Source organism: Protofrankia sp. CiP1_Cm_nod2 (assembly GCF_920664355.1).
GTDB lineage: Bacteria > Actinomycetota > Actinomycetes > Frankiales > Frankiaceae > Protofrankia.
In genome coordinates this window covers 16,721-30,683 of the sequence record NZ_CAKKTL010000037.1, presented here as the reverse complement: position 1 = coordinate 30,683, position 13,963 = coordinate 16,721, and the positions used below count along the sequence as shown (strand labels likewise).

Sequence of the window (13,963 nt, the reverse complement as noted above, 5' to 3'; positions counted from 1 at the left end):
AGCATGACCTGAACCTGTGCACCCGCCGGTTTGCCGACTGCGCCGCGGGGCTGCAGCGCCTGCGGACGCTGCCGAACTCGGCCGACCTGCTCGACCAGGTGTGCGGGGAGCTCGTCCAGCGGTGCGGTTTCGGGCGCGCGGTGCTCTCCCGGGTGGAGAACGGCGCCTGGCATCCGTGGATGGCCTATTTCGGCAACGGTGACGAGTCGTGGTTCGCGCGCTGGATCGACCGGCCGATCCCGCTGGAGGGCATGACGCCCGAGACCGGGCTGCTGACCGACTGCCGGCCCGCGGTCGTGTACGACACCGCGAACGCGCCCGTCTACCGGCCGATCATCGTGGAGTCCGGGCGTTCCAAGTCCTACGTCGTCGCCCCGGTGATGCGCGGGCCGGAGGTCGTGGGCTTCCTGCACGCGGACCACCATCCGTCCTCACGCCGCGTGGACGACGTCGACCGGGATGTTCTCTGGATGTTCGCGGACGGCTTCAGCCATGTCTACGAACGGGCTGTACTGACCGAGCGCCTGCGTACCCAGCGCAACCACGTGCGGGAGATCCTGTCGTCGGCGGTGGAGATGATGAACGACTTCTGCGACGCGGGTATCGATCTCTCCCGGTACGCGGGCACCGGAGCCATGCCCGGCGACGGCGCGCGGCCCGCCCTGGTCGCCACCGCGCACCCCGGCGGGGACCTCACCGCGCGGGAGTCGGAGGTCCTGGAGCTGATGGTGGCGGGCGCCACGAACAGCGTCATCGCGGAGACCCTGGTCATCGCGGAGGAGACCGTGAAGTCGCATGTGAAGCACATCCTGCGCAAGCTCGGCGCGGTGAACCGATCCCAGGCGATCGCGGGCTCCCTGGGGATGACCATGCGTGAGATCGAGGCTTGAGAATCGGCCGACACAACAGTACGCACCGCAGCGAACTGCTACGGTGCGTACTGTTTTTCTTGTGCCGTGGACGGTCGGCCCTGTCTCCGGCCACGCTGGCAGACCTCAGGTGGCGGATCTCGGGTGGCGGGCTTCGGCGGAGATCACGGCTCCCGGCCGACAGCCCCGCCCCTCGATGGGGACCGCGGCCGGAGCAGCCGCGGTCCCCGCGGGTACGCAGTGCCGAGCAGAGCCGTGGGCCTGGCCGATGCTCAGCCGAGCAGGCCGAGCTCGGACCGGCCGAGCAGGTCGTAGGCCTGGTCGGTGGTCAGCGGGTGGAACGGTCCGCCACGGGCGTCCCGGTAGAGCCGCTCCAGGACGTGCCCGCGCCGGAAGGCCGAGCCGCCGACCAGGCGGAGCGCGGCGTCCGTCACCTTGATCGCCGTCTCGGTCGCGGTGACCTTGGTGACGTCGACGAACGCCGCCCGCGCGATCGGGTTCCACTCGGCGTCACGGCCCTCGATGAGGATCCGGGCGGTCGTCTCCAGCGCCCGGGCCGCCGTCTCCGTCTCCAGCAGAACCTTGCCAAGCCCGTACTGGACGTAGCCGATCCCCTTCAGGGCGACGTCCTTGCCCTCCTGCGTCGCGCCGAGGGACTTCTTCTTGAGGATCTCCCGGGTCTCGGCGTAGGCCTTCTCCGCGAGGCCGAGGTAGACGCCGGAGAAGCTCAGCGACGCCCACTCGAACTCGCCGAAGAGGCCGTTACGGAAGTTGCCGCCGTACGCCGAGGCCGGCACGTAGACCTTGTCGAAGACGAGGGTGTGGGTGCCGGTCGCGCGCATGCCCAGGGTGTCCCAGGTCTCGATGATGCTGATCCCGGGCGTGTCGATCGGGATGACGAAGACGGCCTCGCGGGACGCGTGCTCCTGGAAGTCCTCGGGCAGCTCCCCGGAGGGATCGGTGACGGTGGCGTTGAAGGCGACGATGTCGGCCCCCAGGCAGAGGGTGGCCCAGGTCTTCTTGCCGCTGACGTGCCAGCCGCCCTCACCGTCGGGGACCGCCACGGTGTCGGCGAGACCGGTCAGCCCGGCCCGGTCCTCGCTGAAGGGCCCGCAGACGATCTTGCGCTCGTTGACGACCTCGGCGAAGACCCGCTGCCGGGTCTCCTCGTTCAGCAGGCCACGGAAGATACCGATCATGGTCTGGTGCATGTTGAACGCCAGCGCGATGGCCGGGTCGCCCTTGGCGAGCTCCCTGGACACCAAGGTGGTGGTCCAGATGTCCGCGCCGAGGCCGCCGTACTTCTTCGGGACGGCCAGAGCGGGCAGGCCGCTCTCCTTGTAGATCGGCACGAGCTCGGTCGGAAAGCGGTTCTCGGCATCAGCCCGTGCGCCGGCCTCGGCAAAGTGCTTCGCCACCGAACGGGCTATCTGTATCACCTCGGCTTGTTCGGCCGGGGTTATTTCCACATCGTGCTTCCCCATACCGCAACTCACTCCCAACCATCGACGACCATGTGCTTGCGAAGCCGTTGTGAGCATAATCGAGCCACCGCCGGCTGGAATCTCCCTGCGGGAGAGATTCTGCCCTTCGACGGGGTGACACCCGGTGGGAACCACCTCCTCTCCGGGGGATCGGGGGCCTGGCCGGGCACGTGTCGTCCGGGCCCGGCCACGGTCCGCCACCGCGGCTTCCACGGCTTCCGTCATTATCGCCCCCGCCGTCATTACCCGCGTACGGTAAGCCGGCAGCCGCCGACCGGCGGATGATCGTCCGTGACCGGGTTATCCTGGCGCTGGGACCGCCGCCGGCCTGCTGGTTCAGGCGAAGCGGCACCGGTTCACCCGAAGGAGCACCGTCTTTACCCCCGGGGGATGAGGCGCCGGCCACGAACTGGTTCTACCGTGTGGGACACCTACCCGCCGATCGGGCCGACAGTCTCTTTCTTGAGCTTTCCCGGATTTTCCGGGACCGCGGTACGCAGGAAAAGCTTGATCGTGCCCCTCGGCCCGGCGGAGCCGGCCTGTCCCGGCTTTGCCGGCCTGGCGCTCGTGGGTGTGACCGTCGCCTGGCCCTGGTCGGGCCAACCGGGATCGGAACGGAGTGCGTCGATGAGCCGAGTCACCGAACAGGCCGAACAGTGGGCGCGGGGGATCACGAGTGACACCGACGTGGCGATCTCGCTGTACACGGACGACGTCCGGTACGACGGGGACTGGACGGCCGGTTCGGAGCACGGCCCGGCCGCCGGCGCCGCCGGCCTTCGTGAGCGGCTGGCCGCGTACCCGGAGCGGGACACCGACAGCGGTCCGGAAGGCGCTCGCTTCGAGGTTCTTGAGGCGGTCACGACCACCAGGGGGAACGAGTCACCGTCCGTGACGGTCCTGTGGCGGCAGGACGGTGGGCATCGTGCCGGATACCAGGGCAGCGGATACCAGGGCAGCGGCAGTGGATACCAGGACCCGTCAACCGGCGGCGAGAATCCCCCCGCCCGGGATCAGGCCTGCCGGGACCAAGCCTGGCGGCTGACCGGCACCGACGGCAGAATTGACGGTGAGCCGACCACCTGGAACGACGCCCCGGTATTTCAGCGGATCGGGTCGCCGGCCCCCACGACGTACTCCTGGGAGAAGGATGCCGACCCCGCTTCTTCGGCCTGAACAGGCGGGCCGGAGTTGACAGCGCTTCGCCGATCGTGGAGGTACCGGTGACATTACCGCACGAATGGCACCAACGGCTGAGGCTGCCGGCGGTGGCGGCGCCGATGACCGACGTGTCAGGCCCCGATCTTGTGATCGCCGCCGCCGTGAACGGTATCATCGGCACTTTCCCCACCCACAACGCGAAAAGCGCCGATGAGCTGGACGAATGGCTGGCGCGCATCACAGCGGCGACAAGGGCCGACGAGTCCGCGCCGGCCGCTCCGGTGGGTGCCAACCTCGTCGTGCACCGTTCCAACGCGCGGCTCGCCAGCGACCTGGACAGCCTGCTGCGGCACCGCCCGGAGATCGTCATCACCAGCGTCGGCTCGCCCTCGGCGGTGGTCGGGCCGCTGCACGACGCCGGCATCCTGGTGCTGGCGGACGTGGCGAGCATACGCCATGCCCACAAGGCGATCGAAGCCGGGGTGGACGGCCTGGTGCTGCTGTCCGCCGGCGCCGGTGGGCAGACCGGGTGGGCCAACCCGCTCTCCTTCGTACGGGCCCTGCGGAGTGACTACGACGGGATCCTGGTCCTGGCCGGCGGCATCAGCGACGGCTACAGCGTGCTGGCCGCCCGCGCCGCCGGCGCCGACCTGGCCTATCTCGGCACCCGGTTCATCGCCACCACCGAGAGCCTGGCCTCCGATGCGTACCGGCAGGCCGTCGTCGAGGCCACCCTCGATGACGTCACCACATCGGTGCAGGTCAGCGGCTTGCAGGCCAACGTACTCAGAAGCTGGCTTGAGGCTCAGGACATCACGCCGGCCCCACCCGCCGGGGCGGCCGGCGAGGCTTCTCCCGGTTTCGCCCAGGACCGGCTGCTCGCCCAGCGCAACGTCTGGGCGGCTGGCCACTCGGTGTCCGGCATCGACGAGGTTCTCGACATCCCGAAGCTGGCGGAGCGGCTTGCCCGCGAATACCAGCAGGCCCAGGACCTGCTGCTACCGGCGGCAGCGGACGGCATTTCCAGAAAGTGGAGGTAGAGCACGCATGTGGGGCACGCTGCCAACGGTTTTCGACCGGGTCACCCTGTATTACGCCGACTCAACGGCGATCATCGATGGTGATCGCCGGCTGACATACCGGCAGACACAGCAGTGGGCCAACCGGGTCGCGAACGGGCTCATCGCGTTAGGGGTAGGCAAGGGGGAGCGGGTCGGCCTGCTCCTGCCCAACGTCCTGGAGTTCATCCCGAGCCAGCACGGCATCTGGAAGGCCGGAGCGGTGCTGGTGCAGCTGCCCACCCGGGCCGCCGCCGCCGGCCACCGCAGCAACCTGAAGCAGGCCGACGCGACCACGCTCATCTACCACGCGCAGTTCGACTCGACCGTCGCCGAGGTGGTGGCCGGGCTGCCCGAGCTGCGCCACGTCATCCGGCTCGACGACGGCCGCGGGCCCGCGGAGACGACCGTCGCCGGTGTCCTCGACTACGCGAAGCACTTCGAGGCGCAGCCGGACACGCTCCCCTCGGTGGAGATCGACGAGCACGACGAGGCATACGTGCTGTTCACCTCCGGCAGCACCGGTGAGCCGAAGGGTGTGATCAACTCCCACTTCACCTGGGCGCACTACAGCATCACCGCCGGCCTGGAGATCGGTGACATCCGGCCCGGTGAGATCTTCGCCCACGGCGCTCCGCTGACCCACTTCACCCAGATCTTCGTGCTGCCGACCTTCCTGCGCGGCGGCACGAACGTGATGCTGCCGGGGCTGGACGTCAACACCCTGCTCGAGAGGATCGAGAAGGAGAAGGTGACGGCCACGGCCCTGGTCCCGACCATCATCTACCTGCTGCTCGACCACCCGGACCGGAAGAAGTTCGACCTCTCGTCGCTCAACACCATCGTCTACGCGGGTGCCCCGATCGCTCCGGAGCGGCTGCGTGAGGCGCTCGACGTGTTCGGCCCGATCTTCATCCAGGCCTACGCCGGCACCGAGCCGGGGTACGTCTCCAGCCTGCGCAAGCAGGACCACCGGGTGGACACCGAGCAGGACATCAAGCGGCTGGCGTCGGCCGGGCGGCCCCTGCCGTACGTGGCGGTGACCATCCAGGACGACGACGACCGCCCGCTGCCCGTCGGCGAGGTCGGCGAGGTCACCTCCAAGCAGCTCGGCCAGATGCTCACCTACGTCGACGCCTCGCGTAACTCGGAGGCGCTGCGCGACGGCTGGGTGCACACCGGGGACATCGGCTACTTCGACGAGGACGGCTTCCTCTACATCGTCGACCGCAAGAAGGACCTGGTGGTCAGCGGTGGCTTCAACGTCTTCCCGCGGCAGGTGGAGGACGTGCTGCTGACCCATCCGGCGGTCGCCCAGGCGGCTGTTTTCGGTATCCCGCACCCGAAGTGGGGCGAGGCCGTGCACGCCGTCGTGGTCACCCGGTCCGGGCAGCAGGCCGACGAGAGCGAGCTGATAAACCACGTCAAGCGCGAGCTGGGCAGTGTGCCCGCGCCCAAATCGATAGAGTTCACCGACCAACTGCCGGTCAACCCGGCCGGGAAGGTCGACAAGAAAACGATTCGCGCGCCCTACTGGGCCGGTCGGGCCCGTCAGATCGGGTAATTCCACCGCCCGCCGGCCGGCGTTCGCCCTGGCCCCGTGACCAGGACGAACGCCGGACCGATCGGCGCGAGACGAGGAAGAGCCCCTAAGCCATGGGAATGACGATGAGTTCTCAAAGCCGTACCGGCCATCCCGCCCCGGAGGCTCCCCTGGTGGACCCCGCCCATTTTCGCGAGGTCCTTTCACGCTTCGCGAGCGGGGTCGTCGTTGTGACGGCGGTCGCCGGGGACCAGCCGGCCGGCCTGACCTGCCAGTCGTTCACGTCGCTGTCCCTGCAGCCACCGCTGGTGCTGTTCTGCCCGGCCAAGTCGTCCACGTCCTGGCCCGCGGTGGCGGCGGCGGGAAACCTGTGCATCAACATTCTGAGCGAGGGGCAGGACGAGCTCAGCAACGGGTTCGCGCGCAGCGGCACGGACAAGTTCGCCGGCGTCGGCTGGACGCTGCTGCCCAACGGCGCGCCGGCGCTGGACAGCGCCGTCGCCCACATCGGTGCCCGGATCGCCACCGTCTACGACGGCGGTGACCACCACATCGTCACCTGCCACGTGGAGTCCCTCCAGACCCCCGGGGAGCGCGATCCGCTCCTCTACTACCGGAGCAGGTATCGGCGCATCCGGTCGCTGGACTAGCCTGGCCGGTCGTCATCGCAAGCCATCCGCGTCCAAAGGAGGACAAGGTGTCCGTACCGCATTACGGGTTGTTCATCGACGGAGAGTGGGTCGACTCCGCCGAGAAGTACGAGATTCGCAGTCCCGCGACGGACGAGCTGGTGGCGACGGTCGCCAAGGGCGGGACCGGCGACGTCGACCGGGCGGTCGCCGCCGCCAGGGCCGCGCACGAGGCGGGGCAGTGGCGGCGCACCCCGCCGCAGGAGCGCGCCGCGCTGCTGCACGCGGTCGCGGACAACCTGGAGAAGCGTCTCCAGGAGCTGGCGGCCCTGCAGACCCGGGAGAACGGCGCGACGATCCGCGTCACCGGGGCCCTGCACCTCGGCCTGTCCATCGCCCAGCTGCGCTATATCGCCGACCTCGCGACGACCTACGAGTTCGAGAAGAGCGGGCCGGAGATCGGGCCGCTCCCGGCCGTGGGCGTGCTGCGCCGCGAGCCGCTGGGCGTGGTGGCCGCGATCGTGCCGTGGAACATCCCGCTGCTGGTCATCGTCTGGAAGGTCGGCCCGGCGCTGGCCGCGGGCAACACCGTCGTGCTCAAGCCCGACGAGCACTCGCCGCTGGTGGCGCTCGAGCTGGTCAAGGAGTTCGAGGCCGCCGGCCTGCCCAAGGGCGTGCTGAACATCGTCACCGGCGACGGCGACCCGGTGGGCGCCCACCTCAGCGGCCACCCGGACGTCCGCAAGGTGGCCTTCACCGGCTCCACCGAGGTGGGCAAGAGCATCCTGGGCAAGTCCGCCGACACGGTCAAGCGGGTCACCCTCGAGCTCGGCGGCAAGGGGCCGAACATCGTCCTCGACGACGCGGACGTGCCGCTGGCCGTCGACGGGGCGCTGTTCGCGGCCCTGGCCAACAACGGGCAGGCCTGCGAGGCGGGAACCAGGCTGCTGGTGCCGAACAGCCTGAAGGAGCAGTTCCTCACCAGGCTGGTGGAGCGGGCGAAGACCCTCAAGCTCGGCAACCCGCTGGACCTCGCCACCGACGTCGGCCCGCTGATCAGCAAGCGGCAGCGGGACCGCGTCCTGGGCTACATCGAGTCCGCCCGGGCCGAGGGAGCCACCATCGCGCTCGGCGGCGGGGTGCCGCAGGGGCCGGAGTTCGCCGTCGGGAACTGGGTGGAGCCGACCATCGTCACGGACGTCACCAACGACCAGCGCATCGCCCGCGAAGAGGTCTTCGGCCCGGTGCTGACGGTGCTGACCTACGACTCCGTGGACGAGGCCGTCAAGATCGCCAACGACACGAACTACGGCCTGTCGGCCGGCGTGTGGGGGCGTGACGAGTCCCGGGCGCTGGAGGTGGCCCGGCAGCTGGAAGCCGGCATGGTCTACGTCAACGACTGGCACGTGATCAACCCGGCCTACCCGTTCGGTGGCTACAAGCAGAGCGGTCTGGGACGCGAGGGCGGCCCGAACGCGCTCGACGCCTACACCGAGCAGAAGTACATCACGGTCGACCGCAGCGGCGGGCTGGAGAACCGGGCGGCGTTCGCCCTGGTACTCGGGACGCCGCCCGCATAAGTGACGGGCCTGAAGGAACCAGCGCGGTGCCGGCGCCCCGTCGGCACCGCGCGCCGGTGCCGACGGCGGGCCCGGCCGGCGCAGGCCGGCACGCGTGACTGCCGTCGGCGGTGCCGGCGACATCCCAGGAAGGGAACCTGATCGTGTCAGCCGAGGCGTACATCTACGAGGCGGTTCGGACCCCTCGAGGAAAGGGAAAGAAAGGGGCGCTGCATGGCACGAAGCCGCTGGACCTCGTAGTAGGCCTCATCGACGAGGTCAAGCAGCGGCTTCCGCAGCTGGACCCGGCCTACGTCGACGACGTGGTCCTGGGGGTTGTCTCCCCGATCGGGGACCAGGGCGGTGACATCGCGAAGGCGGCGGCGATCGCCGCCGGCCTGCCGGACACGGTGGGCGGGATACAGGTCAACCGTTTCTGCGCCTCGGGCCTGGAAGCGACCAACATCGCGGCCCAGAAGGTACGCTCGGGCTGGGACCGGCTGGTCCTCGCCGGTGGCGTCGAGTCGATGTCGCGGGTGGGGATCCTCTCCGACGGCGGCCCGCTGTTCAACGACCCGGTCACGACCTACGACCACTACTTCGTCCCGCAGGGCATCGGCGCCGACCTGATCGCCACCATCGAGGGCTTCAGCCGCGAGGACGTGGACGCGTACGCCGTGCGCTCGCAGGAGCTCGCGGACACGGCCTGGCGCAACGGCTACTTCGCGCGCTCGGTGGTACCGGTCAGGGATGTCAACGGCGTCGTGATCCTCGACCACGACGAGCACCGCCGGCCCAGCTCGACGGTGGAGTCCCTCGGCGCGCTGAAGCCGTCCTTCGAGGGGCTCGGCCGCTCGGGCGGGTTCGACGCCGTCGCGCTGCAGAAGTACCACGAGGTCGAGAAGATCAACCACGTCCACACCGGGGGGAACTCCTCGGGCATCGTCGACGGCGCGTCGCTGTTGCTCATCGGCAGCGAGCAGGCGGGCCGGGACCTCGGCCTGACACCGCGCGGCAGGGTCGTCGCCACCGCGATCAGCGGCTCCGACCCGACCATCATGCTGACCGGGCCGAAGCCGGCGACGGAGAAGGTGCTTGCCACCGCCGGGCTGACCCTGGACGACATCGACATCTTCGAGCTCAACGAGGCCTTCGCGTCGGTGGTGCTCAAGTGGGTCAGGGATCTGAAGATCCCCGAGGAGAACGTGAACGTCAACGGCGGGGCGATCGCGATGGGGCACCCGCTCGGTGCCACCGGCGGGATGCTGGTCTCCACCGTGCTCGACGAGCTCGAGCGCAGGGAGCAGCGCCGAGGGCTCATCACGCTGTGCATCGGCGGCGGTATGGGCGTGGCCACGATCATCGAGCGCGTGTGATCATGTCGACGGATACGGGTGGACCGACTATGGCGTACACAGAAACCATCCAGTGGGCGCAGGACCCCGACGGCGTCGTCGTGCTGACCCTGGATGACCCGCAGGCTTCGGCGAACACCCTCAACCGGGACTTCGTCGAGTCGTTGCAGGCGGCCGTCGACAGGCTCGGGCGGGAGAAGGAGACGATCACCGGCGTCGTTCTCACGTCCGCGAAGAAGACCTTCTTCGCCGGCGGCAACCTCAACGAGCTCAAGGCGCTGCGCAAGGAGGACGCCGCGGAGTTCACGGCGCACCTCAACCGGATCAAGGGGCTGCTGCGCGCCCTGGAGACCTTCGACCGGCCGGTCGTGGCCGCCTTCAACGGCGCCGCCCTCGGCGGCGGCCTCGAGCTCGGGCTGGCCACCCACCACCGGATCGCCGCCGACGTCCCGGGCAACCAGATCGGCCTGCCCGAGGTCGGGCTCGGGCTGCTGCCCGGCTGCGGCGGGGTGGTACGGACCGTGCGCACCCTCGGCGTCGTCGACGCCCTGAACAAGGTGCTGCTGCCCGGCACCCGGTTCAGCCCGGCCGACGCCCTCGAGGCCGGCCTGGTCGACGAGGTCGTGGCGAGCATCCCCGAGCTGCTCCCCCGGGCCAAGGAATGGATCCAGAAGAACCCCGAGGCGCGTCAGCCGTGGGACGTCAAGGGCTTCCAGATCCCCGGTGGGGCGCCGGACTCCCCGTCGCTGGCGCCAGTCCTGCCCAGCCTGACGGCCAAGCTGCGCGCCCAGCTCGGCGGCTCGCCGCTGCAGGCGCCGCGGGCCATCGTCGCCGCCGCCGTGGAGGGCGCGCAGGTCGACGTCGACACGGCGTCGCTGATCGAGACCCGGTACCTGATCCACCTGGCCACCGGCCAGGTGGCCAAGAACCTGATCCAGGCGTTCTTCTTCGACACCCAGCACATCAAGGCCGGTGGCAGCCGGCCGGCCGGGTTCGACCGCTTCCAGGCGCGCAAGGTCGGTGTCCTCGGGGCCGGGATGATGGGCGCGGGCATCGCCTACGCGGCGGCGAAGGCCGGGATCGAGGTGGTCCTCAAGGACGTCAGCCTCGCCGCCGCCGAGCGTGGCAAGGCCGGTGTGGAGAAGACCCTCTCCAGGGCGGTGGCCAAGGGGAAGACCTCGCAGGAGCAGGCGGACGCGGTACTCGGCCGCATCCTGCCGACGGAGGACCCGGCCGACTTCGCCGGGGTCGACTTCGTCGTCGAGGCGGTCTTCGAGAGCGCCGAGCTCAAGCACAAGGTCTTCGGCGAGATCGAGGAGATCGTCGACCCGGACGCGGTCCTCGGGTCGAACACCTCGACCCTGCCGATCACCCTGCTGGCGCAGGGGGTCCAGCGGCCGGAGGACTTCATCGGCATCCACTTCTTCTCGCCGGTCGACCGGATGGCCCTGGTCGAGATCATCAAGGGTGAGCGCACCTCGGAGCGCACCCTGGCCAGGGTCTTCGACTTCGTGCAGCAGATCCGCAAGACGCCCATCGTCGTCAACGACAGCCGTGGGTTCTTCACCAGCCGGGTCATCATCGCCTTCCTCAACGAGGCGGTCGCGGCCGTCGGTGACGGCATCGCGCCCGCCAGCATCGAGCAGGCCGCGTTGCAGGCCGGCTATCCCGCCGGCGCGCTGCAGCTCATCGACGAGCTCACGCTGACCCTGCCGAGGAAGATCCGCCAGGAGGCCAGGGCCGCGGTCGAGGCCGCCGGCGGGGTCTGGAAGGAGCACGCGGCGGAGGCGGTCATCGACCGGCTGATCGACGAGTTCGGGCGGCCGGGCCGTTCCGGCGGCGCCGGTTTCTACGAATACGACGGCTCCGGCCGCCGGCAGGGACTGTGGCCGGGCCTTCATGAGGCGTTCCGGGTGCCGGGCCGCGCGATCCCGTTCGAGGATCTCAAGGAGCGGCTGCTGTTCGCCGAGACGCTGGAGGCCGTCCGCGCGCGGGACGAGGGTGTCATCACCTCGATACCCGATGCCAACATCGGCTCGTTGTTCGGCATCGGTTTCCCCTCGTGGACCGGTGGGGTGTTCCAGTACATCAACCAGTACAAGGGCGGGACAGCCGGGTTCGTGGCGCGGGCGAACGAGCTGGCCGAGCGTTACGGCGAGCGGTTCACCCCGCCGGAGTCCCTGGTACGGGCGGCGGCCGCGGGCGCGTCGTACGAATAGGGGAGACCGGCAGCGTAGAAGAAGACCGCTGTACGTGTGACAGCGCCGTCATGCGTACAGCAGGACGCCGTGCCGCCGGGCAGTACGGCGGCACATGTCCGTGATGTTTTTCGTGCCGCAGCCTGTGTCGCGCGGCTGGAAGCCTTTGAGGGAAGCCTTCGAGGGAAGCCTCTGCGGGAAGCCTTTGAGGGGAAACGAAGCCAGGATGGAAGGAGTGGATGTCGGTGTCCGTGGGGCTGAGCATCAGGCCGGATGCAGTCGATGACGGCCGGCTGCCTGATGGTGACCAGGTGGGGCAGCCTGGTCCGCGGGAGCAGGGGAGGGCGCGTAAGCGCTCGTTCAGCGCCGATTACAAACTGGCGATCCTGGCGGAGTACGAGGCGGCGACATCACCGGGTGCGAAGGGCGCCATTCTGCGCCGGGAGCAGCTCTACGCCGCGCACATCGCGGTGTGGCGCCGGGCCCGGGACGCCGGTGCGCTGGCGGAGCTGTCCCGGCCGATCGGCCGGCCGCCGGCGGATGTCCGGGACACCGAGCTGGCCGAACTGCGGGCGAAGAACGGGCGACTGGAGAAGGAGCTGGCGAAGGCCCGGCTCGTGATCGACGTCCAGGGAAAACTGCACGCGCTCTTGGCGACGTTGTCCAGGAGCGCGCCCAGCGACGTCGGTACACCGGCCTTCTCACAGAAGCAGAACGGCTGATAGCGGACGCAATGGCCGTGCTGGTGCCGCAGATCGGTGTGACAGCGGCCTGTGTCGCGGTCGGCCGCTCCCGGTCCACGTACTATCGGCGTTACCGGGAAAGCTCGTGCCCGTCACAACATCTGCCCGGGGAAGGCTGGCGAGTGGCGGCGGCCGACGAGTCCGTGACCCAGGGGATATGACCACGCTGCTCCTGGCCACGAGCTGACGAACAATCCTTGGAGACGGTGTGGACTTCGGTGAGGACGCGGAGCTGCGGGCTCTGCGGGAGACGGTCGCGGCGATCTCCAAACCGTTCGGTGGCACCTACTACACCGAGCGTTCGCAGGCCAGAAAGCCGACCAGTGAGATATGGGCGGCGCTTGCCGAAGCGGGCTTCATAGGCGTGAACCTCCCCGAGGAGTACGGCGGCGGGGGCGGCGGCATCGTGGAGCTCGCCGCCGTCTGCGAGGAGAGCGCGGCGGCGGGCTGCCCGCTGCTGCTCCTGCTCGTCTCGTCGGCGATCTCCGGCGAGGTGATCGCCCGTTTCGGCAGCGCCGGCCAGAAGGAGCGCTGGCTGCCGGGCCTGTCCTCGGGCGCACACAAGATCGTCTTTGCCATCACCGAGCCCGACGCGGGCTCGAACACCCACCGGATCTCGACCCGGGCCGTCCGGGATGGCGACGACTGGCTCCTCACCGGCCAGAAGTACTACATTTCCGGTTTTGACGACGCCGCCGCCGTACTGGTGGTGGCCCGTACCGGCACCGACGAGGCCAGCGGCCGGGCCCGCCTGTCGCTGTTCGTCGTGCCGACCGGTACTCCCGGTCTGACCGCCCACCCGCTGCCGGTTGCCGCGCAGGTTCCCGAGCGGCAGTTCACCCTCTTCTTCGACAACGCCCGGGTTGCCTCCGAGGCGCTTGTCGGCGACGAGGGGGACGGGTTCCGGCAGGTCTTCCACGGCCTGAACCCGGAGCGGATCACCGGCGCCGCGCTGTGCGTGGGAATCGCCCGGTACGCGCTGGGCAGGGCCGTCGACTACGCGCGCAACCGGCAGGTGTGGGACCAGCCGATCGGTACCTACCAGGGGATCTCGCATCCGCTGGCGAAAGCGAAGATCGAAACCGATCTCGCCGCACTGATGACCCGCAAGGCCGCCTGGGCGCACGACCAGGGCCTGCCTGCGGGAGAACCGTCGAACATAGCGAAGTACGCCGCCGCGGAGGCCGCGCTCGCCGCGGTGGACCAGGCTATTCAGACCCATGGTGGTAACGGCATGTCCGTCGAGTACGGTCTGGTGCCGCTGTGGGGGCTGGCCCGAATTCTGCGCATCGCGCCGGTCAACCGGGAAATGATTCTCAATTACGTCGCGCAGCACAGCCTCGGCCTTCCTCGGTCGTACTGAG

Annotated in this window: 11 protein-coding genes; 10 read left to right on the top strand and 1 reads right to left on the bottom strand. The window is 69.5% G+C overall.

Annotated elements, in window-relative coordinates; all coding sequences use genetic code 11:
* On the top strand, positions 1-890 hold an 890-nt coding region (locus tag NBW84_RS06340; protein ID WP_250282595.1), incomplete at its 5' end, for a LuxR C-terminal-related transcriptional regulator.
* Positions 891-1,141: 251 nt separating this feature from the next.
* Here NBW84_RS06340 and NBW84_RS06335 read toward each other — a convergent pair.
* Complete coding sequence (locus NBW84_RS06335) at positions 1,142-2,353, bottom strand: acyl-CoA dehydrogenase family protein (RefSeq protein WP_250282593.1); 1,212 nt, start codon at positions 2,351-2,353, stop codon at positions 1,142-1,144.
* Positions 2,354-2,980: 627 nt separating this feature from the next.
* Between NBW84_RS06335 and NBW84_RS06330 the strand changes: the two genes are divergently transcribed.
* From NBW84_RS06330 to NBW84_RS06290, 9 genes are all read left to right on the top strand, one after another.
* A complete protein-coding gene (locus NBW84_RS06330; protein ID WP_250282591.1) occupies positions 2,981-3,529 on the top strand; it encodes a hypothetical protein in 549 nt (182 codons plus the stop codon).
* 47 nt (positions 3,530-3,576) lie between these two features.
* Positions 3,577-4,554, top strand: a complete 978-nt coding sequence (locus NBW84_RS06325) for a nitronate monooxygenase (protein WP_250291062.1) — start codon at positions 3,577-3,579, stop codon at positions 4,552-4,554.
* Positions 4,555-4,561: 7 nt separating this feature from the next.
* Complete coding sequence (locus NBW84_RS06320) at positions 4,562-6,136, top strand: AMP-binding protein (RefSeq protein ID WP_250282587.1); 1,575 nt, start codon at positions 4,562-4,564, stop codon at positions 6,134-6,136.
* 104 nt (positions 6,137-6,240) lie between these two features.
* Positions 6,241-6,765: a flavin reductase family protein gene (locus NBW84_RS06315; RefSeq protein ID WP_250282584.1), complete on the top strand. Its 525-nt coding sequence runs from the start codon at positions 6,241-6,243 to the stop codon at positions 6,763-6,765.
* A gap of 47 nt (positions 6,766-6,812) precedes the next feature.
* Positions 6,813-8,324, top strand: coding sequence for an aldehyde dehydrogenase family protein (locus NBW84_RS06310; protein ID WP_250282582.1), 1,512 nt, complete (start codon positions 6,813-6,815; stop codon positions 8,322-8,324).
* Positions 8,325-8,467: 143 nt separating this feature from the next.
* Positions 8,468-9,679, top strand: a complete 1,212-nt coding sequence (locus NBW84_RS06305; RefSeq protein ID WP_250282580.1) for an acetyl-CoA C-acetyltransferase — start codon at positions 8,468-8,470, stop codon at positions 9,677-9,679.
* A gap of 29 nt (positions 9,680-9,708) precedes the next feature.
* Entirely contained in the window at positions 9,709-11,877 is a 2,169-nt protein-coding gene (locus NBW84_RS06300; protein ID WP_250282578.1) for a 3-hydroxyacyl-CoA dehydrogenase NAD-binding domain-containing protein, read from the top strand.
* Positions 11,878-12,167: 290 nt separating this feature from the next.
* Positions 12,168-12,578: a hypothetical protein gene (locus NBW84_RS06295; RefSeq protein ID WP_250282577.1), complete on the top strand. Its 411-nt coding sequence runs from the start codon at positions 12,168-12,170 to the stop codon at positions 12,576-12,578.
* A gap of 229 nt (positions 12,579-12,807) precedes the next feature.
* The gene (locus NBW84_RS06290) at positions 12,808-13,962 is read left to right on the top strand and encodes an acyl-CoA dehydrogenase family protein (RefSeq protein ID WP_250282575.1); all 1,155 of its coding nucleotides are present in this window, start codon (positions 12,808-12,810) and stop codon (positions 13,960-13,962) included.
* Position 13,963: the final 1 nt, after the last annotated feature.

Coding starts and splice junctions, on each gene's coding strand:
- NBW84_RS06335 (WP_250282593.1), bottom strand. CDS start 2,353: ATGGGGAAGCACGATGTGGAAATAACCCCGGCCGAACAAGCCGAGGTG.
- NBW84_RS06330 (WP_250282591.1), top strand. CDS start 2,981: ATGAGCCGAGTCACCGAACAGGCCGAACAGTGGGCGCGGGGGATCACG.
- NBW84_RS06320 (WP_250282587.1), top strand. CDS start 4,562: ATGTGGGGCACGCTGCCAACGGTTTTCGACCGGGTCACCCTGTATTAC.
- NBW84_RS06315 (WP_250282584.1), top strand. CDS start 6,241: ATGAGTTCTCAAAGCCGTACCGGCCATCCCGCCCCGGAGGCTCCCCTG.
- NBW84_RS06300 (WP_250282578.1), top strand. CDS start 9,709: ATGGCGTACACAGAAACCATCCAGTGGGCGCAGGACCCCGACGGCGTC.